Annotated in this window: 22 protein-coding genes and 1 pseudogene; 12 read left to right on the top strand and 11 right to left on the bottom strand. The window is 66.2% G+C overall.

Going from position 1 to position 24,706, the window contains the following annotated elements:
- Positions 1 to 69 precede the first annotated feature (69 nt).
- From ACTS1X_RS06170 to ACTS1X_RS06155, 4 genes are read left to right on the top strand one after another with little or no spacing between them, the layout of a single operon-like run.
- Positions 70 to 1,089: a sensor histidine kinase gene (locus ACTS1X_RS06170; RefSeq protein ID WP_442613508.1), complete on the top strand. Its 1,020-nt coding sequence runs from the start codon at positions 70 to 72 to the stop codon at positions 1,087 to 1,089.
- A 21-nt stretch (positions 1,090 to 1,110) separates the two neighbouring features.
- Positions 1,111 to 1,500: a response regulator gene (locus ACTS1X_RS06165; RefSeq protein WP_442613507.1), complete on the top strand. Its 390-nt coding sequence runs from the start codon at positions 1,111 to 1,113 to the stop codon at positions 1,498 to 1,500.
- Between the two features lie 31 nt (positions 1,501 to 1,531).
- On the top strand, positions 1,532 to 2,539 hold the full coding sequence (locus ACTS1X_RS06160) for a threonine aldolase family protein (protein WP_442613506.1): 1,008 nt from the start codon (positions 1,532 to 1,534) through the stop codon (positions 2,537 to 2,539).
- Positions 2,536 to 3,480 carry a DMT family transporter gene (locus ACTS1X_RS06155; protein WP_442613505.1) on the top strand — a complete coding sequence of 315 codons (945 nt, stop codon included), beginning with the start codon at positions 2,536 to 2,538 and terminating at the stop codon, positions 3,478 to 3,480. Before ACTS1X_RS06160 ends, ACTS1X_RS06155 begins: the two co-directional genes overlap by 4 nt.
- Here the strand turns inward: ACTS1X_RS06155 and ACTS1X_RS06150 are convergent.
- Positions 3,477 to 4,277 (bottom strand): SDR family NAD(P)-dependent oxidoreductase, encoded by an 801-nt coding sequence (locus tag ACTS1X_RS06150; protein WP_442613504.1) that lies wholly within the window; start codon positions 4,275 to 4,277, stop codon positions 3,477 to 3,479. The genes ACTS1X_RS06155 and ACTS1X_RS06150 overlap by 4 nt on opposite strands.
- Positions 4,278 to 4,386: 109 nt before the next feature.
- Between ACTS1X_RS06150 and pepN the strand changes: the two genes are divergently transcribed.
- A complete protein-coding gene (gene pepN, locus ACTS1X_RS06145; RefSeq protein WP_442613515.1) occupies positions 4,387 to 6,987 on the top strand; it encodes an aminopeptidase N in 2,601 nt (866 codons plus the stop codon).
- Here the strand turns inward: pepN and ACTS1X_RS06140 are convergent, their stop codons facing one another.
- From ACTS1X_RS06140 to ACTS1X_RS06125, 4 genes are read right to left on the bottom strand one after another with little or no spacing between them, the layout of a single operon-like run.
- Positions 6,988 to 7,563 carry an ABC-type transport auxiliary lipoprotein family protein gene (locus tag ACTS1X_RS06140; protein WP_442613503.1) on the bottom strand — a complete coding sequence of 192 codons (576 nt, stop codon included), beginning with the start codon at positions 7,561 to 7,563 and terminating at the stop codon, positions 6,988 to 6,990. It lies immediately after the preceding gene.
- Positions 7,564 to 7,572: 9 nt separating this feature from the next.
- The gene (locus ACTS1X_RS06135; RefSeq protein ID WP_442613502.1) at positions 7,573 to 8,517 is read right to left on the bottom strand and encodes an MlaD family protein; all 945 of its coding nucleotides are present in this window, start codon (positions 8,515 to 8,517) and stop codon (positions 7,573 to 7,575) included.
- A gap of 15 nt (positions 8,518 to 8,532) precedes the next feature.
- Positions 8,533 to 9,306: an ABC transporter ATP-binding protein gene (locus ACTS1X_RS06130; RefSeq protein ID WP_442613501.1), complete on the bottom strand. Its 774-nt coding sequence runs from the start codon at positions 9,304 to 9,306 to the stop codon at positions 8,533 to 8,535.
- A complete protein-coding gene (locus tag ACTS1X_RS06125) occupies positions 9,303 to 10,412 on the bottom strand; it encodes an MlaE family lipid ABC transporter permease subunit (protein WP_442613500.1) in 1,110 nt (369 codons plus the stop codon). The genes ACTS1X_RS06130 and ACTS1X_RS06125 overlap by 4 nt, the downstream gene beginning before the upstream one ends.
- Before the next feature lie 66 nt (positions 10,413 to 10,478).
- On the opposite strand from ACTS1X_RS06125, the gene ACTS1X_RS06120 reads away from it, so the two are divergent.
- Positions 10,479 to 11,150, top strand: coding sequence for an HAD family hydrolase (locus ACTS1X_RS06120; RefSeq protein WP_442613499.1), 672 nt, complete (start codon positions 10,479 to 10,481; stop codon positions 11,148 to 11,150).
- A 167-nt stretch (positions 11,151 to 11,317) separates the two neighbouring features.
- Here ACTS1X_RS06120 and ACTS1X_RS06115 read toward each other — a convergent pair whose 3' ends face one another.
- The 5 genes from ACTS1X_RS06115 to lgt form a co-directional block, all read right to left on the bottom strand.
- On the bottom strand, positions 11,318 to 12,670 hold the full coding sequence (locus ACTS1X_RS06115) for a cystathionine gamma-synthase family protein (protein ID WP_442613498.1): 1,353 nt from the start codon (positions 12,668 to 12,670) through the stop codon (positions 11,318 to 11,320).
- 94 nt (positions 12,671 to 12,764) lie between these two features.
- Positions 12,765 to 14,171 (bottom strand): SLC13 family permease, encoded by a 1,407-nt coding sequence (locus ACTS1X_RS06110; protein WP_442613497.1) that lies wholly within the window; start codon positions 14,169 to 14,171, stop codon positions 12,765 to 12,767.
- 93 nt (positions 14,172 to 14,264) lie between these two features.
- Positions 14,265 to 15,029, bottom strand: a complete 765-nt coding sequence (pgeF, locus tag ACTS1X_RS06105) for a peptidoglycan editing factor PgeF (RefSeq protein ID WP_442613496.1) — start codon at positions 15,027 to 15,029, stop codon at positions 14,265 to 14,267.
- 68 nt (positions 15,030 to 15,097) lie between these two features.
- On the bottom strand, positions 15,098 to 16,153 hold the full coding sequence (locus ACTS1X_RS06100; protein ID WP_442613495.1) for a class I SAM-dependent methyltransferase: 1,056 nt from the start codon (positions 16,151 to 16,153) through the stop codon (positions 15,098 to 15,100).
- Entirely contained in the window at positions 16,140 to 17,003 is an 864-nt protein-coding gene (gene lgt / locus ACTS1X_RS06095) for a prolipoprotein diacylglyceryl transferase (protein ID WP_442613514.1), read from the bottom strand. Before lgt ends, ACTS1X_RS06100 begins: the two co-directional genes overlap by 14 nt.
- A 97-nt stretch (positions 17,004 to 17,100) precedes the next feature.
- Between lgt and ACTS1X_RS06090 the strand changes: the two genes are divergently transcribed.
- From ACTS1X_RS06090 to ACTS1X_RS06065, 6 genes are all read left to right on the top strand, one after another.
- On the top strand, positions 17,101 to 17,682 hold the full coding sequence (locus ACTS1X_RS06090; protein ID WP_442613494.1) for an HD domain-containing protein: 582 nt from the start codon (positions 17,101 to 17,103) through the stop codon (positions 17,680 to 17,682).
- A 75-nt stretch (positions 17,683 to 17,757) separates the two neighbouring features.
- Positions 17,758 to 19,197, top strand: coding sequence for an MFS transporter (locus ACTS1X_RS06085; protein WP_442613493.1), 1,440 nt, complete (start codon positions 17,758 to 17,760; stop codon positions 19,195 to 19,197).
- 74 nt (positions 19,198 to 19,271) lie between these two features.
- Complete coding sequence (locus tag ACTS1X_RS06080) at positions 19,272 to 21,515, top strand: molybdopterin cofactor-binding domain-containing protein (RefSeq protein WP_442613492.1); 2,244 nt, start codon at positions 19,272 to 19,274, stop codon at positions 21,513 to 21,515.
- Positions 21,512 to 22,516 (top strand): ferrochelatase, encoded by a 1,005-nt coding sequence (gene hemH, locus ACTS1X_RS06075; RefSeq protein WP_442613491.1) that lies wholly within the window; start codon positions 21,512 to 21,514, stop codon positions 22,514 to 22,516. The genes ACTS1X_RS06080 and hemH overlap by 4 nt, the downstream gene beginning before the upstream one ends.
- A 78-nt stretch (positions 22,517 to 22,594) precedes the next feature.
- Positions 22,595 to 23,317, top strand: a complete 723-nt coding sequence (gene phbB, locus ACTS1X_RS06070; RefSeq protein WP_442613490.1) for an acetoacetyl-CoA reductase — start codon at positions 22,595 to 22,597, stop codon at positions 23,315 to 23,317.
- Between the two features lie 14 nt (positions 23,318 to 23,331).
- A complete protein-coding gene (locus ACTS1X_RS06065) occupies positions 23,332 to 23,580 on the top strand; it encodes a ribbon-helix-helix domain-containing protein (protein WP_442613489.1) in 249 nt (82 codons plus the stop codon).
- Here the strand turns inward: ACTS1X_RS06065 and ACTS1X_RS06060 are convergent.
- Positions 23,577 to 24,706: pseudogene (locus ACTS1X_RS06060) on the bottom strand (glutamate dehydrogenase); the annotation flags it as partial. The gene ACTS1X_RS06065 and the pseudogene ACTS1X_RS06060 sit on opposite strands and share 4 nt — an antisense overlap.

Below are 24,706 nucleotides of genomic sequence, written 5' to 3'. Positions count from 1 at the left end.
TATTGAAACGGTTCGGCGAACTGCAGACCCGGACCGGCTTTCATGCCTGATTGCCTTGGGATCCGGGCGATGCCAAGATCGCGAGGTGGGCCGATGTATCACTGGAAGGGCGATTGGCGGAACGACGCCGATTTCGTCGACGCGACGTTCGAAAACGCCGCGATCGGGATCGCGCATGTCGGCCTTGACGGCGCCTGGCTCCGGGTCAACGAGCGGCTGCTCGAAATCGTCGGTTACGAGCGCGACGAGCTGCTCGCGATCACCTTTCAGGACATCACCCATCCCGACGATCTGGAAACCGATCTCGGCCAGCTCAAGGCGCTGATCGAAGGCGATATCCCGCACTATCAGATGGAGAAGCGCTATTTCCGCAAGGATGGCGAGCTGATCTGGATCAACCTGACGGTCGGCCTGCAGCGCGGACCCGACGGCCAGCCCGAATTCTGCATTTCCCTGATTGAGGATATCACGAGCCGCAAGGCCGATGAGGAACATCTGCGGATCCTCGTCGACGAACTCAATCATCGGGTGAAGAACACGCTCGCGACCGTGCAGGCGGTCGCGCACATGTCGTTTTGCAAGGACGAGCCGATCGCCAAGGCGAAGAAGGATTTCACCGGGCGGTTGCAGGCGCTGTCCAGCGCGCACGACATCCTCACCGAACAGAAATGGGCCGGCGCCGATTTCCGTCATGTCGTCCGGCGGGCGTTGCGGCCGTTCAATCTCGACGCGGCCGACCGGCTGAGTCTGGAAGGCGGCCAAGTGCGGCTCGGGCCGCGGCAGGCGCTGACGCTAGCGATGGCGATCAACGAACTGGCGACCAACTCGTTAAAATATGGCGCGCTTTCGGACGACGGGGGGTCTGTCGCCTTGCGATGGCGCCGGATCCGCGGCGAAAGCGGCATGCAGCTGCGGTTCGAATGGCTGGAGAGCGGCGGGCCACCGTGCGCGCCGCCGGAACGGTCGGGTTTCGGTTCCACGCTGTTGACCCGGATATTGCCCGGGGATTTTGCAGGAGAAGCTGCGCTCGACTATTCGGAAACCGGCCTTAAATACACCCTGTCGGCCCCATGGCCGGGAGCCGAATGAGATTCGCATTGGGGGAGCGCAGTGCCCAGTAACGTTCCGGAGAAAGTGCTGATCGTCGAAGACGAGCATATGCTCGCTTCGGTGTTGCAGGACATGGTCGAATCGCTCGGCGTGCCCGAGGTGAGCCATGCCGCGACGCTCGCCGATGCGCAGGGCCTGGTCGACGAGCAGGATTTCGATTTCGCCATTCTCGACATCAATCTGGGCGAGGAGAATTCGATACCGCTCGCGCACGAACTGCACCGGCGCAACATCCGCTTCGTGTTCGCCAGTGGCTATGATTCCCAATATGATGCGGAAGGCATAAGCGCGCCGCTGTTGCGCAAGCCGCTGGGTCTGGAGGAAATCCGCGTGGCCATGACGGACGATCGACCCGACGAGAAAATCGACCGGATCGGCCGGATCGGTTGACCTTTCCGCGTCCGCATATCATGCGGCTCGCATGCGCTTCTTCTCGGACAATGCGGCTGCGGTCTGCCAACCGGTGCTCGATGCCATCGCGGCGGCGAATCGCGTCGATACGGCCTATGATGACGACGCGCTGAGCCAAGAGCTCGACGGCGCCTTTTCCGGTATTTTCGAGACGGACGTCACCGCGCTCTGGGTGTCGACGGGGACCGCCGCCAATGCGCTGGCGCTGACCGCATTGTGCCCGCCGCATGGCGCGATCGTCTGCCATGAGGAAGCCCATATCCAGAATGACGAATGCGGCGCGCCGGAATTCTACACCCATGGCGCGAAGCTGCTGCTCGGAACCGGCGAGGGTGCCAAGCTTACGCCGGGGGAAGTCGAACGGGTCGCCGCGTCGATCCGCGACGATGTCCACCAGATGCAGCCGCACGCGCTCTCGATCACCCAGGCGAGCGAATATGGCATGGTCTACACGGCGGACGAGGTCCGGGCGCTCGGCGATCTGTGCCGCGCGCGCGGCTGGGCGCTGCACATGGACGGCGCGCGGTTCGCCAATGCCGTCGCGCATCTCGATTGCGCACCGGCCGACATCACGTGGCGTGCCGGCGTCGACATGTTGAGCTTCGGCTGCGTGAAGAATGGCGGCCTGTCGGCCGAGGCGATCATCCTGTTCGGCGATGCGCGCGAAAAGGCGGCGGAAATCCGGTATCGGCGCAAGCGGGGCGGGCATCTGCTCTCCAAGGGCCGTTATCTCGCCGCGCAGATTCTCGCGATTCTCGAGGACGATCTCTGGCTCGCCAATGCCCGCGCGGCCAATGCCGGAGCCCGCCTGATCGCCGAAGCGGCACCGGACCGGCTCGTCTATCCGGCCGAGGCCAATGAGGTGTTCATCACGCTCGGCGCGGAAGAGGCCGCCTCGCTGCGCGCGGCCGGGTTCGATTTCTACGATTGGGGGATCGGCGAAGCGCGGTTCGTGACGAGCTGGGACCAGGGCGCCGAAGAAGTGCGGCCGCTGGCCGACGCCATAGCGGCCCTATGAACCAGGCCGCAGCGGCGGACGCGGACACGAATTTCTGGACCCCGCGGATCCTGCTCTCCTTTCTGCTGATCTCGCTGATCTGGGGCTCGACCTGGATCGTCATCAAGGACCAGATTTCCAGCGTCCCGCCGGTCTGGTCGGTCAGCTACCGGTTCCTGGCGGCGAGTGCCGCGATGTTCCTGTTCATCGCGATGCGACGGCAGCCGCTGACGCTCGACCGGCGCGGCCATTTCTGGGCGGTGCTGCTCGGTTGCAGCCAGTTCGCGTTCAATTTCAACTTCGTCTACGGCGCCGAACTCTACATCACCTCCGGGCTCGTCGCGGTCATGTTCGCACTGCTGATGGTTCCCAATGCGATTCTCGGCCGGATCTTTCTCGGTCAGCGGATAACCGCCGGTTTCGTGATCGGATCGGGCATCGCGATCGCCGGCATCGCCCTGCTGTTCGTGCAGGAATACCGGCTTGCGCCGGTTGGCGGGAGCGCGGTCTTCATCGGGATCGGCCTCACCATGATGGCGATCCTGTCGGCGTCCACCGCGAACATCCTCCAGGCGAGCGAAGGCGCGAGGGCGCATCCGATCCTCACGCTGATCGCCTGGGCGATGCTCTGGGGCGCGCTGTTCGACGCGCTGTTCGCGCTGGCGACCGTGGGCCCGCCGGTCGTCGAGCCGCGTTTTACCTATTTCGCCGGCATCCTCTATCTCGGGGTGATCGGCTCGGCCGTGACGTTCCCGATCTATTTCGGCCTGATCCGCGAGATCGGCGCGGCGCAGGCCGCCTATACGGGCGTGATCGTGCCGATCGTCGCGATGGTCTTCTCTACCTTTTTGGAGGGCTATGTCTGGTCGCCGCTGGCGATCGGCGGGGCGGTACTCGCGATCGCCGGGCTGCTCTATGCGATGCGGGCGCGCCGGCCGAAGCTGACCCGCATTCCGGCCTAGCCGGACGCTATCGCCCGGAGCCCGGCGCGATAGTCGGGATAGGCCGGAATCCAGCCCAGCAGCCGCTTCGCCTTGCCGTTCGCGACCCGGCGATTCTCCGCATAGAATCCGCGCGCCATCTCGCTCAGTCCGGCCTCGTCCATCGTCTGGAGCGGCGGCGGTTCGACGCCGAGCAACCGGCAGCCATACTTCACGACATCGTTATGCGGCGCCGGCCGGTCGTCGGCGAGATTATAGGCGCCCGCCGGCCCGTCGAATCCCGCGATGACGCCCGACACGATATCCTCGACATGGACGCGGCTGAACACCTGGCCCGGCACGTCGATGCGGCGCGCCTTGCCCGAGCGGATGCGATCGAGGACTGAGCGGCCGGGGCCGTAGATGCCCGGCAGCCGGAAGGTGCGGACATCGTCGCGCAGCGCCTGCCAGGCGGCGTCGGCGTCGGCGCGTGCCTTGCGCCACCCGCCGCCGATCGGCGCGGTTTCGTCGACCCAGGCGCCGTCGGTATCGCCATAGACCCCGGTCGAGGACAGATAGCCGATCCAGCGCGCCGACACGTCCGCCAGCGCCGCGCCATAGGCGGCGAGCACCGGATCGCCGCCGTCAGCGGGCGGTACCGAAGACAGGATATGGCTCGCGGAGCGGATGGCAGCGGTCACGGCGTCGCCATCGTCGAACGCCATGGCGTCGGGGCCTGCCTCGCGCCGCGTCGCGGACACGGTCCAGCTCTCCGAGCGCAATCGCTCGGCCAACCGCCCGGCCGTATAGCCGAGCCCGAAGATCAGCATATGCGGCACGGACTAGCCTGCCTTCGCCCGTATCGGATATGCCGCCGTCATCGTGCCCTCCGGATAAACTCCGCCCGGCCCGATTGTGCCGCCGGGCCGGGGCGATTAGAGGGCAATGATGCCCGATATGCAACCCGCCGCCGCAACCCCGTCCGTCACCCGCCGTGAGGATTATCGCCCGCCCGATTGGCTGGTGCCCGAAATCGTGCTGGATTTTCAGCTCGATCCGGCGAAGTCGCGCGTGCGCGCGCGGCTGACGGTGGCCCGGAACGGGGCGCATGACGAACCGCTGCGGCTCGACGGCGAGGGGCTGAAACTGCTCGAGGTGTGGCGAAACGGCGAGCGGCTGGACGAAGGCGACTGGCAGCTCGATGACGAGTGCCTGACCATCCCGTTGGAAGGCGGCGAGGCGATCGTCGAGACGCTGGTCGAGATCGCGCCGGAAAAGAACAGTCAGCTGATGGGACTCTACGCCTCGGGCGGCATCCTTTGCACCCAGTGCGAGGCGGAGGGCTTTCGCCGGATCACCTTCTTCCCAGACCGTCCCGATGTGCTGAGCCGTTACAGCGTGCGGATGGAGGCCGATCGCGAGCGCTTCCCCGTGCTGCTGTCGAACGGCGACTGCATCGAAAGCGGAGACGCGGAAGACGGGCGGCATTGGGCGCGCTGGTGCGATCCCTGGCCCAAGCCCTGCTACCTGTTCGCGCTCGTCGCCGGCGACCTCTCGGCCAATCGCGACGATTTCACCACCCGTTCGGGCAACAAGGTGGCACTCGCCATCTGGGTCCGCGAAGCGGACCTCCCGAAGACCGGCCATGCGATGCGGGCGCTCAAGGATTCGATGGCCTGGGACGAGCGGGTCTATGGCCGCGAATATGATCTCGACCAGTTCAATATCGTCGCCGTGTCGGACTTCAACTTCGGCGCGATGGAGAACAAGTCGCTCAACATCTTCAACTCGCGCTACATCCTCGCCGATGCCGAGACCGCGACGGACGCCGATTTCGACGCGATCGCGGGCGTCGTCGCGCATGAATATTTCCACAACTGGTCGGGCAACCGCGTCACCTGTCGGGACTGGTTCCAGCTGTCGCTGAAAGAGGGTTTCACCGTCTTTCGTGACCAGCAATTCTCGGCCGATCAGGGCTCGGAGGCTGTGGCGCGGATCGGCGATGTCCGGATGCTGCGCGCCGCGCAGTTCCCGGAGGATGCCGGGCCGCTCGCCCATCCCGTGCGCCCGGAAAGCTATATCGAGATCTCGAACTTCTACACGGCGACCGTCTACAACAAGGGCGCCGAGCTGATCCGCATGATGCGGGCGATCTTGGGGGCGGAGGATTTCCGCAAGGGGTCGGACCTCTATTTCGAGCGGCATGACGGCGAGGCGGCGACCTGCGAGGATTTCGTCGCCGCGATGGAGGAGGCGAGCGGCGTCGATCTTGCGCAGTTCCGCCGCTGGTACAGCCAGGCCGGCACGCCCAAGGTCACCGCGACGCTCGCGCATGACGCCGGTCGCGGGCGCGCGACACTGTCCCTCTCGCAGACCGTCCCCGCGACTCCGGGCCAGGCGGAGAAACAGCCGATGGCCATCCCGCTCAGGACGGCGCTGCTCGGCGAAAGGAGCGGCCGGCCGATCGTGCCCGAACGGCTGGTCATGCTCGACGAGGAGCGGAAGGAAATCGTGTTCGACGGGCTGACCGAGCCGCCGGTGCTCTCGATAAACCGGCATTTCACCGCGCCTGTCACGATCGAAAGCAGCAAGGATCCGCAGACGCTCGCCTTTCTCTCGGCGCATGATGACGACCCCTTCGCCCGCTATGAGGCGATCCAGCAACTGATGGTCGAAACGATCATCGATACCGTATCGGGCAGGCAGGCCGATCATGCGCCCGTCATCGAGGCGGTTCGACGGACGCTGGCGGATGGCGATCTCGACAAGGCCTTTATCGCAGAAGCCGTCATCCTACCCAGCGAGAGCTTCGTCGGGGACCAGATGCTGGTCGTCGATCCCGAGGCGATCCACGAGGCGCGCGAGGCGTTGCGCGCCGATCTCGCGCGCTCGGTGGCCGAAGACTGGCGCGCGGCCTATGCGGCGTCGAGCGGCAATGCCTATGAATACAGCCCGGCGGCGAAGGCGCTGCGGCGGCTGCGCGCCGTCGCGCTCGGCTATATCGCGGCGGACGGTGCGGACGATGCGCCGCGGCTCGCCGCGCGGCAGTTCGCGGACGCCGACAACATGACGGACCGGCAGGCCGCGCTCGGCGTGCTCGCGAACAGCGACTGGCCCGAACGGATCGCCGCGCTCGACGATTTCTACGCCCGCTATCGCGACGATGCGCTGGTGCTCGACAAATGGTTCATGGTGCAGGCGATGTCGATCCGCGACGATACGCTGGCGGCGGTCGAGACGCTCGCCGCGCATCCCGATTTCAGTATCGAAAATCCCAACCGGCTGCGCTCGCTGGTCGGCGCGTTCGGCGGAAACCAGCGCGCCTTTCATACGGCATCGGGGCGCGGCTATCGCTTCCTCGCCGATTTCATCCTCAAGGCCGATGCGATCAATCCGCAGACCGCCGCGCGCCTGTTGCCGCCGCTCGGCAAATGGCGGCGGTTCGACGCCGAACGCGGTGCGATGATGCGCGCGGAGCTCGAGCGGATCCTGGCCGCGCCCAACCTCTCCAAGGATGTCTTCGAACAGGCGTCGAAGAGCCTGGGCTAGTTAGCCGACGACCCAGTCGGAAATCTCGATCGCCATGCGGTTGGCGGCGCGGTTGAGCGCCTGCGCCACGCTTTGCGCGTCCTGCGAAAAGACCCGTTCGCGCTGCTCGAAGCGCCGTGTCCGCACCCCGTCCGCCCCGCTGATCGTCGCGTCGTAGACGATCACCGTCTCGTTGGTCCGCGCGTCCAATCCGAACTCGTGCAGCTGGCCGCGGACGATCGTTCCCGGATCCTCCGAATAGGTGGCGGGATCGAGCACGACGCGGCCGGAGCGCGCCGCGACGACTTCGCTGAGCAGTGCCCGGAACAGCTCGTTGGGCGTATCGACCCAGAGCGCGTCCGCCAGATAGGCGATCGTCGTCTCGCCGGTCTGGACGGGCAGCCGGTTGGTGATCAGTTTCTGGGGCACTTCGGGCCGCTGGATCGTGATCGCCTGGCCCATCGCGGCGGCCCGGCTCGATCCGCTTTCGATCTGCTGGTCGGGGCTCAGCGCCATGAGGAAGGGCGGCGGCTCGGAACCGAAGCTGATACAGCCGGTCAGCGCTGCGAGCGCGATCAACGGGAAGAGGCGTTTCATCATCGGCTCCTATTGCGGCTCATAATCGGGCAGGCGCTCGGTACCGACCAGCGATCCGGCGCCCTCGCGGTTGATGCGTTGCGTGATCGCCGTCATCGCCTCGGACATCTCCCCGAGATCGCGGACCAGCTGGCCGATCTCGGGGACGGTCTGCTGCGAGAAGGCGTTGAGGCCGGGTTCGGCGGCGGCGAGCGTCCGGTCGAGCGTCTCCATGCTCGATTCGGCGGAGGCGACAGCGGAGCGCAGGTCGCGCATCAGCGCCTGGCCCTCGGTGCCGAGCAGATTGTCGGTCGTATTCGCCAGCTCGCCGATTTCGGTGACCGCGACGCCGACCTGGCGGACGGCGATGCGCGTCTCGGCCAGGGTCGCGGCTATCTCCGGCCCGCGCGCGGCAAGTTCGGCGGTCAGCCGTTCGGTGTTTTCGAGGATCGCCGCGATGGAATTCTGGTTGCGGTCGCCGAGCAGCTCGGTGAGCCGTTCGGTCAGCGTCGTCAGCCGCTCGAGCAGGCGCGGCGCGCTGTTGAGCAGTTCGCCGAACGCGCCGGGGCGGGTCGGAATGACGGGTACGCCGCCCGGTCCGGCTTCGTCGATCGGATCGGCGCCCTGGACGCCGCCGTCGAGCGAGATCTGCGATACGCCGGTAAAGCCGATGCCCTCGATCGTCGCCGTCGTGCCTTCCAATATGGGAACATCGGCGTTGATCCGGATCCGGACGCGGACGAATTCCGGATTGTCGGGAACCAGAACGATTTCCTCGATCTGGCCGACCGGAACGCCCGAATAGGTAACCCCCGATCCGCGCGCCAGGCCATCCACGGACTGGGCGAAATAGATGTCATAGGCGCTGTCGCTGCCGTCTCCGAGGCGGGCGAGCCAGACGGTGAAGAGGATCAGCCCCGCGATGAGCAGCAGTACGACGCTGCCCACGAGAATCTGGTTCGATCGGTTTTCCATCCGTCCCTCCCGGCCCTAGTCCCCCGCCGCCAATGCGGCGCGGCCACGCGGCCCGTTGAAATATTCCTGTATCCATGGGTGATCGAGAGCAAGCAATTCTTCGATCGTGCCCGAGGCGATGACCTTGCGGTCGGCCAGCACGGCGACCCGGTCGCAAATCGTGTGCAGCGTATCGAGATCATGGGTGATCAGGAATATCGTCAGTCCCAACGCTTCCTTGAGCTCGAGGATCAGGGCGTCGAACGCCGCCGCGCCGATCGGATCCAGTCCCGCCGTCGGTTCGTCGAGGAACAGCAGCACGGGATCGAGCGCGAGGGCGCGGGCGAGCGCCGCGCGCTTGCGCATCCCGCCCGACAGTTCGGACGGATATTTCGGGGCGTCTTCCGCCTTGAGCCCGCTCATCATGATCTTGAACGTCGCGATCTCGGTCAGCAGGCCCTCGTCGATATTCTTGTAGAATTCGCGCAGCGGCACCTGGACGTTTTCGGCCACGGTCAGCGTCGAAAAGAGCGCGCCGTTCTGGAACAGCACGCCCCAGCGCCGCCTGAGGTCGAGATTCTCCTCGGCCGTCGCGCAATCCATGCGTTCGCCAAAAATGCTGATCTCGCCTTCATCGGGCTCCTGGAGGCCGATGATCGCGCGCAGCAGGACGGATTTTCCCGTGCCCGACCCGCCGACGACCCCCAATATCTCCCCGGGATAGACGTCGATATCGAGATGCTCGTGCACGACATTGTCGCCGAAGCTGTTGCGCAGTCCGCGCACGGAGACGATCGGTTCCTCGCTCATCCCCAGCCGATCTCGGTGAAGAAGACCGCGAAAAAGGCGTCGAGCACGATGACGAGGAAGATCGCCTGGACGACGGCGGTCGTCGTGCGATGGCCGACTTCCTCGTTGTTGCCGCGCACCTGCATGCCTTGATAGCAGCCGGCAAGGCCGATGATCATTCCGAACACCGGCGCCTTGATCAGCCCGACCCAGAGATCGGTCATCGGCACGACCTCGCGCAGGCGCAGGATGAAGGTTTCGGGCGGAATGCCCAGGCTGAGCCAGCACAAAAGGCCGCCGCCGACGATCATGAGGACCGTGGAATAGAAACCGAGCAGCGGCATCAGCAGGGTCGTCGCCAGCACGCGCGGGAGAACGAGCGCTTCCATCGGCGGCACGCCGATCGTGCGCATCGCGTCGACCTCCTCGGCGAGCTTCATCGATCCCAGCTGCGCGGCAAAGGCACTGCCAGAGCGGCCGGCGACCATGATTGCCGTCATCAGCACGCCGAGCTCGCGCGTCGTGATCCGGCCGATGAGGTTGATCGTGAAGATCTCGGCGCCGAACTGGCGCAGCTGCACGGCGCCCTGCTGCGCGATGACGATGCCGATCAGGAAGCTCATCAGCCCGATAATGCCCAGCGCCGACACGCCGACCGTTTCGAAACGCTGGACGACGGCGTTGAAGCGCAGCCGCCGCGGTTCGCGGATGACGCTGCCCGTGGCGATCAGCAGTCCGCCGAAAAAGGCGAGCAGACCCTTGAGGCCCGACAGCGCCTCGAGCGTCGACGCGCCGACCCGGGCCAATATCTGCTGGAAGCGCCCTTCGTCCTCGTCATAGGTCCTCGCCGGGTCGTCGGCGATCGCGACCTGCCGGATCAGCCGTTCGGCGTGATCGCTCGCGCCGATAATCTCGGCGCCGTGGTCGCGCGACAGCTTGTGGACGATCCATGCGCCGACCGTATCGACCCGCTCGACGGCCGATATGTCGATCTTGGCGGGGCGGCCCTGCAATTCCGTGATCCGGGCCGGCACATCGCCGAGCCGCGCGATGGTCAGCCGTCCGGAAAAGCGCACGATGCGCTCGCCCCCCTCGTCCAGTTCGGCAAAATCGGCCTCGACACTCATCGGCTTGTCTTGTGCGGATAAAATCCGCGCTCGGCAAGGCGGCGCTTCATGCTATGAACCGACGCGATGACGAAAATCGCGCTCTACGATCTCGACCGGACGATCACCAAGAGACCGACCTATATGTCCTTCCTGCTCCATGCCGCGTGGCGGCACGAGCGGTGGCGGCTGGCGTTCCTGCCCGGCCTGCTGTTTCTCTTCGCCGGTTATCTGGTCCGCGCGCTCGACCGGGGGGGGCTCAAGGAGCGGATGCACGACATGCTGCTCGGCTCGCCGGTCGATGCGGAGAAGATGGCGGCGATCGCCGAAAGCTTCGCCGAAGCGACCCTGCGCGACAATGTCCATCCCCAGGCGCTGGCCCGGATCGCGAACGAAAAGGCGACCGGCCACCGGCTCGTCCTCGCAACGGCGTCCTACGCGTTCTACGTCGAGCCATTGGCCCGCCGCCTCGGTTTCGACGACCTGATCGGCACGCTGGTCAGACGCGACGCGGACGGCGCGATCCTCGCCGAGATCGACGGCGAGAATTGCTATGGCGACGCGAAGATGCGCCGGATCGAGGCCTGGGCGGAGGAGCAGGGGCTCGAGCGCGCGGACGCCGCTGTCCGCTTCTATTCGGACAGCCAGACCGACCTGCCGGTCTTCGACTGGTCGGACGAACCGGTCGCCACCAATCCGACGAACACGCTAAGGCGGATCGCGGAGAAACGCGGCTGGCCGGTTATCGCTTGGGGGTAGAGTTCTTTTTGTCATACCTTCGGCTTTGCCTCAGGCCGGTGCGGCGACGTTGCGCGAGCAACGTTCTGACAGACAGATCCCGGTGCGGCGAACTTCCGCCAGGAAGTTGCTGACAAGAGAATCCGCAGCGCTCGACCGACTGGTCGAGTCTGACACGAGAATCCCCGCTAAACCGCCGCCAGCGCCTGGGTGAAATCGGCGATCAGGTCGTCGGCATCTTCGACCCCGATCGACACCCGCACCAGATTGTCGGTGATGCCGAGCGCGGCCTTGCGCTCGTCGGGAACCGAAAGATGCGTCATCGCCGCCGGATGGCTGGCGAGCGTCTCGGTGCCGCCGAGGCTGACCGCGAGCTTGGCGATCTTCAGCGCGTCGAGGAAGCGGAAGCTTTCCTCCTCGCCGCCCTTGATGAACACCGAAAAGGTCGATCCCGCGCCCGAACAGTGCCGGTCGTAGATGTCGCGCTGGCTCGTGCCTTCCTTGAGGAAGCCGAGATAGCCGAGTCCTTCCACCTTGGGATGGTCGCGCAGGAAGGCGCAGACCTTTTCGGCATTCTCGCCGGCCCGCGTCATCCGCAGTTCGACGGTTTCGAGGCTGCGCAGCAGCATCCAGGCGGTGTTGGGATCGGTGATCGTGCCGATCGTGTTGCGCATCGCGCGGATCGGGTCGAGATGCGCCTTCGAGCCCATCACTCCGCCGGCGACGAGATCGCTATGCCCGCCGACATATTTGGTCAGGCTGTAGATCGAAATGTCGGCGCCGTGCTTGAGCGGCTGCTGCCAGAGCGGGCCGAGAAAGGTGTTGTCCATGGCGATTGGCGGGCCGTCCGCGCCGAACGCCGCGTCGCGCGCCTCCCTTACCATCTCGATATCGACGAGCGCGTTGGTCGGGTTGGCGGGGCTTTCGAGATAGATGATCGCGACCTTGCCCGATCCGGTCGCCATGCCCTTGGCCTTTTCGAGCAGCGCGTCGACTTCCTCGCGGCCCGCGCCCGCGGGAAAATCGAGAAAGGTCACGCCGAAGCGGCCGAGCACGCGGTTGATCAGCGTTTCGGTGGCGGCATAGAGCGGGCCCGAATGGACGACGACGTCGCCCTGATGGACATTGGCGAGCAGCACCGTGGCGATCGCCGACATGCCGCTCGAAAAGACCAGCGCCTCTTCCGCCTCTTCCCAGACCGAGAGCCGGTCCTCGCAGATTTCCTGGTTCGGACCGTTGAAGCGCGAATAGACGAGGCCTTCCGCGCCGCCCGGGCGCTTGCCGGTGATCCCCTCGAAATGGCGTTTGCCGGCGGCGGCATTCTCGAAGGCGAAGGTCGAGGTCAGGAAGATCGGCGGCTTGAGCGACCCTTCCGAGAGCACCGGGTCGTAGCCATGGCCCATCATCAGGGTGGCGGGCTTGAGCTTGCGGTTACCGATCTTCTCGATCTCGGGCTTGGGCTTGCGGCGCGGTGTCGTGCCGGTGAGATCGGCCTGGGTCGAACCGGTATCGTCGCCGGATTGTTCGGGGGTGTCAGCCATCGTGTGGCTCCTTCCTGTTTACGCTCCTAGGAAGGCAGGAGCTCGATGGGGACGGCGGGGGCCAGGGCTTCTACCTCCAAGAAGCGCGTCTCCCTCAACCGGCCAGAGCCGCGACGCCCCATGTGACGAGGACGATCATCGGAATGCCGCAAATATCCAACAGGAAGCCGGATTTCAACATGCTCGGCAGCGCGATGTGGTTGGACGCCCAGGCGATGGCGTTGGGACCGGTGCCCGACGGCAGCATGAAACCCCAGCTCGCCGCTATCGCGGCCGGCATCGCGAGCAGCATCGGGTCCGCCCCGGTCGCCACGATCAGCGCGGCGACGACCGGGATGACGGCGCTGGCGGTCGCGACGTTGGATGCGAATTCGGTGACGAGCACGACGAGCGCGGTGACGGCGAGCGCGATGATGATGACATCCACCGCCTGCAACGGTTCCAGCGCCTCGCCGAGCCAGGCGCCGAGCCCGGACGCCATGATCCCGGAGGCCAGCGCGAGACCGCCGCCGAACAGCATGATCACGTCCCATGGCGCGCGATTGGCTTCCGGCCAGTTGAGCACCGGCCTTCCGCTGCCGTCAGGCAGCACGAAGAGCAGCAAGCCGCCGAGGATCGCGATCGTCCCGTCATGGATCGCGCCGTCGGGCAGGAATCCCTTGATGAAGGGCAGGGCGATCCAGCCCGCGACCACGAGCATGATGACCGGCATCAGGCGTTTCTCCGCTTCGGACCATTCGCCGGGGTCGCCGATGGCGGCTTGCGCGGCCGCGGTATCGAATGCCGCCCGGCCGACTCGTTGCATGCGCACTAGGATGAACAGGCATAGCGGAATGCCGATGGCGACGACGGGCAGACCGAACATCGCCCATGTCAGGAAATCGATCTCCGTCCCGATGGCGCGGTTCATGAGACCCGCGGCGATGGCGTTGGTCGGCGAACCGACGAGCGTGCCGATCCCGCCGATCGATGCGGAAAAGGCGATGCCCATCAGGAGCGCGCCGGCGAACCCCTTGGTCTCGCCCTCCGCCACGCCGCCTGCCGCGAGTACGGCAATCGCGATCGGCACCATGATCAATGTGGTCGACGTGTTGGAGACGATCATCGAAAGGATCGCGGTCGACGCCATGAACGCGAAAAGCAGGCCCCAGGCTGTCTTGCCCGCGCGCCCGATAATCGCGAGCGCGAGCCTTCGATGGAGGCCGGTCCGTTCGATGGCCAGCGCCAGAAACGCGCCGCCGAGAATGAGGAACAGGATCGGCGAATAATAGGCGCCCGCCACTTCGCCGGTCGTCATCACGCCCATGAACGGGAGCAATACGAAGGGCAGCAGCGCGGTGGCCGTCAGTGGAAGCGCCTCGGTCATCCACCAGCTCGCCATCAGGGCGACGAGCGCGGCGGTCCGCCAAGCCTCGACCGGCATTCCTTCGGGCGGCGGAAGCAGGAGCAGGATGACGAACAGGGCGAGGCCGCCGAAGAAACCGTATTGCTTGGCCGTCATGCCGCCCCTCTCATGTGCCGGTCTTTCGCGACCATGTCCCGCACCGGCCTATCACCCTTTGTGCGCGACGCGAAGATCGAACGCGGCGCGCCGCTAGAGCGCAATGACCGACAGCTGCCGGCCGTAGTCGCGCTCGTTCCGATGCGTCGCCCGGCGATAGCTGAAGAAACGATCTTCGTTCGCATAGGTGTCGAGGCCCAGCGTCTCGACCGTCTGGACGCCCGAAAAGGCGAGCCAGGCCGCGACATAGGCTTCGAGATCGAAATAATGGTGGCCGGGCGCGCCGTCGCGGAAATATTGCTCGTTCTCCGGCTCGATCGCCTCGAACCGTTTGCGGAAATCGTTGTCCACCTCGTAGGAACCGCGTCCGATGCACGGGCCGATGGCGGCGGCAATCCGGCTCCTTTCGGCGCCCAGTTCCTCCATCGCCTCGACCACCGACTTGGCGACGCCCGTCATCGCTCCCTTCCATCCGGCATGCGCGGCGCCGATGACGCCGGCGTCGCGGTCGGCGAGCAGGATCGGCGCGCAGTCCGCGGTCAGGATGCCGAGCGCGAGGCCCGGCCGGTCGGTGACCATCGCATCGGCTTCGGGCCGGTCATCGTCGGGAAAGGCGTGGGTGACGCGGACGGCATCGGGCGAATGCACCTGGTGCACGGTCACGAGCGTCGCATCCGGCGCCACCGCTTCGACGGCGCGGCGGCGATTGGTGTCGACATCCGCCTTGACGTCGTCCGAACCGAGGCCGACGTTCAGGCTCTCGAAAAGCCCGGTCGATACACCCCCGGTCCGCCCCAGAAAGCCGTGCGCGACCCCGTCCAGGGCGTCGGCGCGGTTGATCTCGATCTTTGCGGCCATCGGTCTCCTGTCCGCTCGTTGCCGGGCCGGTCTTCTTAGCGGCGTTCGCCGATGTTGCAATGCGGCATTCAGAAAGCGGCGGGCGCCGGCCAGTCCGGCGCGACCAGCGCCATGGCCTTGAAGAGGTCGCCCATTTCGTCCGCCTTGGTCAGCCGGTCGCGCGCGGCGATCAGTTCCGCCTGGCGATGCGGCGCGGCCTTGGCGAGCGCTGCGGTGCGCGCGCCGATGCCCAGCGATTCGAGCCAGTCGCCCTGGCCGATCGGGCCATGGACGGCGAGCCCCGCATTGCGCCCGATACGCTCGATCACGCTGAAATTCACATGGGCGGTCAGGTCGCGCTCGCCCGGTTCGGCAAAGATGTCGGCATGGCCGTGGCGCGACACGGCCTGCAGCGTATCGCCGGTCGCCAGTCCTTCATAGCCATAATCGATGATCAGCGCGGCGCCGCCCTGCCGGGCGATCCGGCTGGCCATGGCGCCGGCCGCGCTTTCGACCGCGGGCGAGGTTTCGATGACGCTTCCCGGCGGGGCGTCGCGCAACGGCTCGGGGACCAGCGCATCGAGCGGCGGCCCCGACGCGACCGGAACGAAGGCGCCGTCGCGATGATCGACCATGATCTCGTGCCAACCATCGGCGCCGCGCCGTATCTGCCGGATCGGCAGTGCGTCGAAAAACTCGTTGGCGACCACGAAAAGCGGCCCGCTGTCGGGCAGGCTGTCGAGATCGTCGTGCCAGCGCGCGGTCGGAAGCCGGCTCGCCTGGTTGGCGCGCAGCACGGGGCTCGTCTCGACGAGGTGGATCGGCGGCTCGAACCGCACCGCCCGCATCGCCCGGAGCGCGTCTTCGGCGAGCGTGCCGCGCCCCGGGCCGAGCTCGACATAATGCGCGTTGGCGGGCGCGCCGGCCTGCGACCAGAGATCGGCCAGCCAGAGCCCGGCAAGTTCGCCGAACATCTGGCTGATTTCGGGCGCGGTGATGAAATCGCCGTCGACGCCGAACGGATCGCGCGTCGCATAATAATGCGCGTTGGCCTCGGCCATGAACTGGGCGAGCGAAATCGGCCCGGTCGCCGCGATCAGCCCGGCGAGACGTTCGGCCAGAGGCTTTGTGTCAGGTGGTGGCATCCGTTCCCGCGGTTGCGGGTTTGGCCCCGCCCGCCCGTGCCTTCGCGGTCGCGATCAGCCAGACGCCGCCGATCAGCATCGGGATCGTCAGCCATTGCCCCATCGACATGCCGAGGCTGAGCAGGCCGAGATGATCGTCGGGCTGGCGGAAGAATTCGACGGTGAAGCGCGAGAGGCCGTAGCCGACAAGGAAAGTTCCCACGAGCTTGCCCGGCTGGTGGCGCGCATCGGTCTTCCAGAACAGGAACCAGAGGACGATGAAGAGCAATATGCCCTCCAGCCCGGCTTCGTAGAGCTGGCTCGGATGGCGCGGCTGTTCGTCGGCGCGCGGAAAGACGATCGCCCAGGGCACATCGCCGGGGCGCCCCCACAGCTCGCCGTTGACGAAGTTGGCGAGGCGGCCGAACAGCAGGCCGAAGGGGATCGTGCAGGCGACATAGTCATGGATGCGCAGCCAGTTGAGCTTGTTCCGCCACGCCATGTACAGGATCGCGAGGCTGACGCCGATCACGCCGCCATGGAAGGACATGCCCCCGTCCCACACGCGGATGATATCGCCCGGATTGGCCAGATATTCGGCCGGCTTGTAGAACAGCACATAGCCGAGCCGCCCGCCGATCAGGATGCCCAGCGTCGCGTAGAAGACGAGATCGTCGGCGTGGCGCCGGGCCATAGGCGCGCCGGGTTGGGCGATGAGCTTCAGCAGGTACCACCAGCCGATAACGATGCCCGCGATATAGGCGAGGCTGTACCAGCGGAGCTGGAAGACGCCGAGATCGATCGCGATCGGCGAAAGTCCCAGATTTTCGAACCGCAGATAGTCGCCGCTCGCGGCCAATATGGAGGGCAGGACGTCCAAGGCTTTCCCCTTCGCTTTTTTGCCCTCATAATGGTGGCGAACGAAAACGGAAAGCGTCGCAACCGATAGCGGCGCGGGAGAGAGCAAAATGGCTACCCGGGCACAGGAAGCGGAAACGACCGGTAAATCCTTCACGCGGATGCAGGACGGCAAGCCCGAGCACTGGATGGTGATCGCGAAAGAGCATCAGGAGCACTACAAGACCGACGCGCCGAAGCGGATCCTCAAGCATCTCGAGGATCTCGGCGAACTCACGCTCGGTTTCGGCTGCGACCAGCTCCAGCATTCGCTGATGACCGCGACGCTCGCCCGGCGCGCGGGGGCCAGCGACGAGGAAGTGGTTGCCGCGCTCTGCCACGATATCGGCAAGACGATGTCGGTCCCCAATCACGGCGCGATCGCGGCGGAGATCCTCAAACCCTATGTCAGCGATGACCTGTATCACGTCATCAAATATCACCAGGATTTCCAGGGCGCCTATTATTACAACTATCTTGGCCGATCGACGACGCTGCGCGAGGATCACAAGGACGAGAGCTGGTATCCGCTCGCCTGCAAGCTGGTCGACGAATGGGATGCGCCGGCCTTCGATCCCGATTTCGAAGTCGACAGCCTGGAGAGTTTCGAACCGGAAATCATGCGGGTCTTCGGCCAGCCGAAGATGATGTAGCCGCGATGCGGGGACAACCGGTCGAAAGCCGCTGATATCGCATCCGACGCCCAATCCGCCGGAAGGATAGAGCCCATGCCCGGCCACGGCACGGGCGGCGCGTTGGACCGGCCCGGTTTCGCCTGGGCGGTCTTCGAATGGGCGCGCAATCCCTATTACATCCTGATCGTCATCTACATCTTCGCGCCCTATTTCGCGCGCGATATCGTCGGTGCCGATATATTGGCGAGTGGCGAACTGGCCGGGATGGACGCGGAAACCGCGCGCCAGACGGCCAATGCGCGCGGCCAGGCGGCAATCGCCTCCGTCACCAAATGGGCGGGGCTCGTCGCAGCGCTGACCGCCCCTTTCCTCGGCGCGGCGCTCGACCGCGGCGGGCGGCGCAAACCCATTCTCGCGGTGATGCTCGGCACGATCGCGGTGATGTCGTGGATGCTCTGGTACGCGGTTCCCGGCGAAGAGGGGCTGCCGACGGGCATCGTCATGATCATCCTCGTCATCGCCTATGTGTCCTATACCTATTCGGAAGTGACGCATAACTCGATGCTGACCGCCGCCGGCCAGCCCGAATCCCTGTCGATGATCAGCGGTCTCGGTCTCGGTCTCGGCAATCTGGCGGCGACCTTGATGCTGATCGCGCTGGTCGGCCTGTTCGCGCTGCCGGGCGCCATCGGCTGGCCGTTTCCCGAGCCCCAGCTCGGACTGGACCTGACTCGCTACCAGCATATGCGTCTCGCCGGGCCGCTCTGCGCGGTCTGGCTGGCACTGTTCTCGATCCATTTCTTCCTGTTCGCGAGGGACCCCGGCGTGAAGGGCGCGAGCTGGACGATGGCGGCGATCGACGGCGCGAAAAGCGTGTTCCGGACGGTGCGCGAGGCGACCCGCTATGCCGAGCTGTTCAAATTCCTGATCGCGCGGATGCTCTATGCCGATGCGATGGCGGCGCTGCTCGCGCTCGGTGCGGTCTACGTCTCGCTGTTCCTCGGCTGGGGATTCCTCGAAATGACGGCCTATGCGATCTACGCGTCGGCCTGGGCGTTCCTCGGCGGCCTGATCGGCGGATGGCTCGATCGGCGGGTCGGCGTGAAGATGGCGCTGATCCTCGAAATCATCGGCATGGTGGCGGTTCTCGCGCTGCAGCTTTCGATTACCAACGAATCGCTGTTCTACGGGCTGATCGACAATGTCCGGGTCTGGGAAGGCCTGGTATTCCAGGATCTTTCGGATCTCGTCTATCTCGGGCTGGCGGCGGTGCTGGCGATCACCGCCACCGCCAGCATCTCGTCGAGCCGAACGATGCTCGTCACCCTCGCCCCGCCCGGACGTAGCGGCGAGTTTTTCGGTCTCTACGCCATCGCCGGCACGGTGACCGTGTGGCTCGGCCCGCTGCTCGTCCAGGTCTTCACGACCGCGTTCAACAGCCAGCGGATCGGTATGGCCTCGATCGCCATCCTGTTCGCGATGGGACTCGTCGTTCTCGGCTTCGTGAAGGTCGAGGAAAGCGCGAGCCGATAGTCGCCGCGGCGTCATCGTCGCCTGTCCCCGGGGGCGTCTAGCGTCATCCGTCGCCACCCATTACAGAGCCAGCCATGTCAAAAGCGTCCCGCCTCGGTATCACCCGCCGCCGCGTCCTGATCGGCGGGGGAATCGGCGCCGGCCTGGTTGTCGCCTGGGGCGTCTGGCCGCGTCACTATGTTCACAATCTCGTCGCCGGCGAGGGCGAAACCGTATTCAACGCCTTTCTGAAAATCGGCGAGGACGGGCATGTCAGCGTCATCGTGCCGCAGGCCGAAATGGGACAGGGCGTCTGGACCGCCTTGCCCCAGGCGCTGGCCGACGAGCTCGGCGCCGACTGGCGGACGGTCGGCGTCGAAACCGCGCCGATCAATCCGCTCTACGCCAATGATTTTCTTGTCGCGGGCGAATCGGGCGGCGCGATGCCGTCCTTTCTCGGGTCGATCGGGCGGTGGGCGACCCGCGAATATGCGGTGCGCAACGCGCTGATGATCACCGGCGGATCGACCTCGATCCGCGGTTTCGAGGACCGGTTTCGCGAGGCGGGCGCCGCGGCGCGCGCCGTGCTGTGCAAGGCGGCCGCAGCGCGCTGGGACGCCGACTGGCAGGCCTGCGACACGGCCGACGGTTTCGTGGTGTTGGGCGAGCGCCGTCTGCGCTTCGGCGAACTCGCCGCGGACGCCGCGGATTATGCGCCGCCCAATACACTGACCCTGCGCAATCCCGCCGGGCGGCCGATTACCGGCCAGTCCATGCCGCGGATCGACCTGCCCTCGAAGGTGGACGGCTCGGCGCGCTACGCGGGCGATGTGCGGCTGCCCGAGATGGTCTTCGCCGCGGCGCGCCAGGCGCCTTCCGGCCGGCACCGGCTCGCCCGGGTCAACCGCGATGCGGCGAACAATGTGTTCGGCGTTACCGCGATCTTCGAAAATCCACGCTTTGCCGCCTGCGTTGCGACCAACTGGTGGGCCGCCAATCGCGGCGTCGAGGCGCTGGTGCCTGAATGGGAAAGCGACGCGGACACCGTCGTCGACGATGCCAGCATCAGCCAGGCCCTGCAGGACGCGCTGGATGGCGATGGCGGACGGCGGTTCGTGGACGAGGGCGATCTGACCGCCGCCTTTGGTACGTCGGGCGCGCATCGCGCGACCTATGATGTGGGCCTCGCGCCGCATGCCGCGATCGAACCGCTGACCGCGACGGCGCGGGTCCGGGGCGACCGGCTGGAGATTTGGGCGCCGACCCAGGCTCCCGGGCTGATGCGCGCCGCCGTGGCCGACGCCATCGGTTATTCCGAAAGCCGGGTGACGATCTACCCGATGCTCCTGGGCGGAGCGTTCGGGCGCAAGATCGAGAACGACGCCGCCGTCCAGGTCGCGATCATCGCCCGGCGGATGAACCGGCCGGTCCAGCTTACATGGTCGCGCGAGGAGGAAACCCGCAGCGACTATTATCGGCCGGCGGCGCGCGGCCGGCTGACCGCCAAGCTGGCGCCGGACGGCTCGATCGCCGCCTGGCACAGCCGGATCGCGGTGCCCTCGACCAACAACCAGCTGTTCCAGCGGATCATGCCGAGCGTTTTTTTCGGCGATGTCGACGATCCCGATCCGGGCGCCGTGGAAGGCGCGCGCCCGGCCTATGCCATTCCCAATCTCGCGGTGGAGCACATGCCCGCCGATATCGGCGTCGAAACCGGTATCTGGCGTTCGGTCGGCCATAGCTACACCGCCTTCTTCACCGAATGTTTCATCGACGAGATGGCCGCGCGAGCGGGCGTCGAGCCGCTTTCCTTCCGCATCGCGATGCTCGGGCAGCAGCCCCGGCTCGCCCGCTGCCTGACGACGGCGGCGACGCTCGGCGGCTGGGACGGCGGCGAGCAGGGCGGCGGCATGGGGCTCGCCGCGCACAGCTGCTTCGGCAGCCATGTCGCGATGGTCGTCCGGCTCCATATCGGCGACGATCAGCGGCCGGTGATCGACCGGATCGCGGCGGCCGTCGATTGCGGCCGCATCATCAATCCCGAGATCGTCCGCCAGCAGATAGAGGGCGGCATCGTGTTCGGCATGTCGCAGGCCCTGGGGCGCGCGATCGGCTATGCCGAGGACGAGCCCCTCGCCACCAATTTCCATGAACTCGGCCTGCCGATCCTCGCCGATATCCCCGAGATCGAGATCGACCTCATAGTGAGCAGCGATGAGCCCGGCGGCGTCGGCGAGATCGCCGTGCCACCGGTGGCCCCGGCGATCGGCAATGCGATTTTCGCCGCGACAGGCCAGCGCCTCCGGTCTATCCCGTTCGTCGTAGGCGGAGTGGCATGACCGAAAAACCCGATTTCCATCCGGACATGCCGGTGCCCAAGATCGGGGTCCTGCTCGTCAATCTCGGCACGCCAGACGAGCCGACGGTGCCCGCCGTCCGGCGCTATCTTGCGGAATTTCTGTCGGACAAGCGGGTCATCGAGATTCCCGATATCATCTGGAAGCCGATCCTGTACGGCCTCGTACTCAGCACCCGGCCGCGCCGGTCGGCGGCCGCCTATGCCAAGGTCTGGATGGAGGAGGGCTCGCCGCTCGCCGTCTACACGAAACGGCAGGTGGCCGGCCTGCAGCAGCGCTTGGGCGACGCGGTGCATGTCAGCCATGCGATGCGTTATGGCCGGCCGGGCATCGGTTTCCGCCTCGAAGAGATGAAGGCGATGGGCTGCGAGCGGATATTGCTGGCGCCGCTCTACCCGCAATATTGCGGTGCGACGACGGCAACGGCGGTCGACGAGGCGGGCTCCGAAATCGCCGAAATGCGCTGGCAGCCGGCGCTTCGCACGTTGCCGCCCTATCATGACGATCCCGCCTATATCGAGGCGCTGGCGACCTCGATCCGCAACGGGCTGGCGGGGCTCGATTTCGAGCCCGACGCGCTGATTGCGAGCTTCCACGGTATGCCGCGCCGGACCCTGGAACTGGGCGATCCGTATCATTGCCAGTGCCAGAAGACCTCCCGGCTCCTTGGCGAGAAGCTGGGCCGCCCGCTGTTTACCTCTTTCCAGTCGCGGTTCGGAAACGCCAAATGGCTCGAGCCGGCGACCGCCGATCTGCTGGAGGCGCTGCCGGCCAAGGACATCCGCAAGATCGCGATCTTCGCGCCGGGCTTCTCGGTCGATTGCCTCGAGACGCTCGAGGAGCTCGCGATGGAGGGGCGGGAGCAGTTCACCCGGGCCGGCGGCACCGATTTCGCTTATATTCCCTGCCTCAATGCGAGCGATCCGGGCATGGCGATGCTCGAGACCATCGTCCGGCGCGAGCTTTCCGGCTGGCTCGGTTGATTTCCGTTAGCGGAACTTGCGCGCCCATCGGCGCGTACCTAGACACGAGGCAAACACAAAAACTGGAGAGAAGGTGCCATGCAGCGAGTTGCGATTGTGACCGGCGGAACGCGGGGAATAGGCGAGGCGATCAGCGTCGCCCTCAGGGATATGGGGATGACGGTCGTTGCCAATTATGGCGGCAACGAAGAGAAGGCCAAGGCGTTCACCGAGCGCACGGGAATCGCGGCCCGTAAATGGGATGTCGGCGATTACGATGCGTGCCAGGAAGGCTGCGCGAAAGTGGCCGAGGAAGTCGGTCCGGTCGACGTGCTCGTGAACAATGCCGGCATCACGCGCGACGGGACGCTCGCCAAGATGAGTTATGAGGATTGGCACGAGGTGATGCGCGTCAATCTCGGCGGCTGCTTCAACATGGCAAAGGCCTGTTTTCCGGGCATGCGCGAACGCGGCTGGGGCCGGATCGTGAATATCGGTTCGATCAACGGGCAGGGCGGCCAGTACGGCCAGGTCAATTATGCCGCCGCCAAGTCCGGCATCCATGGCTTTACCAAGGCGCTGGCGCAGGAGGGCGCCAAGGCCGGGGTGACCGTCAATGCGCTCGCGCCGGGCTATATCGATACCGACATGGTCGCCGCAGTGCCCGAGCCCGTGCTCGAGAAGATCGTCGCCAAGATTCCGGTCGGGCGTCTCGGCAAGGCCGAGGAAATCGCGCGCGGTGTCGCGTTCCTCTGCTCGGAAGATGCGGGCTTCGTCACCGGCTCGACGATGTCGATCAACGGTGGCCAGCACATGTATTGAGGAGGCCGGGCGGCGTGGAGGATATCTATCGGCCGCCGGTCAAACGCAGCGTCACCATCGCCGGGCACCAGACCTCGATCACGCTCGAACCGCTGTTCTGGCGCGCGCTGGAACGGGCGGCGGATCAGTCGGCGCTGCCGCTCAACGCGCTGGTGGCGCGGATCGATGCCGACCGCCTGGAAGCGGATGATCCGCCCAATCTCGCCAGTGCGATCCGAAGCTGGCTGTTCGCCCGGGCGAACGGCGACGCGGCTGACGCCTAGCCCTCGCGCCCGAGCAGGATCCTGGCCTGCGCACCGATCTGGGCGAGCATCGCCGCGCTCGGCGCCGGTGCCGTCCGCGCCCGGCCGATCAGTTCGCTGAACTGCCGGACACGGGGGCGCTGGCTGGCAAGCCAGTTCTCGACATCGGCAACCGGATCGCTGCTCCGGTGCCGCGCGAGGAAATCCAGCCGCAGCTGTTCGAAGTCGCGGCTCAGCCCCGCGGCCAGCAGCCGTTCCCACGGATCGCTGGTGCCGAACCGCAAGGCCGCCGCCTTCGCCCAGTCCAGTCCCAATGCTTCGCCGAGCCGCGTATAGGCCCGGGTCACGTCGAGCTCATTGACGCCGAGCCGGGCGGCCAGCGCGGACGTGCCGACCGCCCCGTCCAGTTCGTAGAGGCGCACGATCCGGGCAACGAGCGCCGGGTCGACATCGATATCGCCGAGGCGTTCGCGCATCGCGTCGGACTGGTGCCGGGCCTCGTCCTTGAGAAGGTCGTCGGCCGCGGCGTCGAGCCGCTCGATCCCCGGCGCGAGTAGTGCGGCGATCGCGCTCGGCATAGTCGTCGGGTCGCTGTTGCGGATGATGTCGGAGAGGTGCAGCCGCAGGCTCATCCGCGCGCTGTCGAACAGCCGGAACCGTTCCGCCTCGCTGATCTCGGCCGTTTCGATCGCTTCCCAGAGCGTTTCGAGGTCGAACAGCGTGTCGGCCGCGAAATAGGCGATGGCGACCTGGGCAAGGCCGACGCCTTCCTCCACCGCCAGTTCGAACGGTGCGATGATCCCGATACGATTGATGACCCGGTTGGCGATCTTCGTCGCGACAATCTGGCGCTTCAGCCGGTGGTTCGCGATCGCACCGGGAAACCGTTCGCGCATCGCCGTCGGGAAGGAATTGTGCAGCAGCGGCTCGAGGAGCGGGTCCTCGGGCAATTCGGTCGCTTCGACGGCGTCCTGCAGGTTCAGCTTGCTGTGCGCGAGCAGCACGGACAATTCGGGCCGGGTCAGGCCGCGATTCTCCTGGCCGCGCCGCAGCAATGCCTCGTTGTTCGCAAGTCCTTCGACCTCGCGGTCGATCCGGCCGTTGCTTTCGAGGATTTCGATCACGCGAACCTGGCTCGGCAGCGCGT

It is taken from the genome of Parasphingopyxis sp. (assembly GCF_052168275.1).
Lineage (GTDB): Bacteria > Pseudomonadota > Alphaproteobacteria > Sphingomonadales > Sphingomonadaceae > Parasphingopyxis.
Note: the sequence above shows the minus strand (reverse complement) of the source record. Positions and strands in the feature narration are given on the sequence as shown.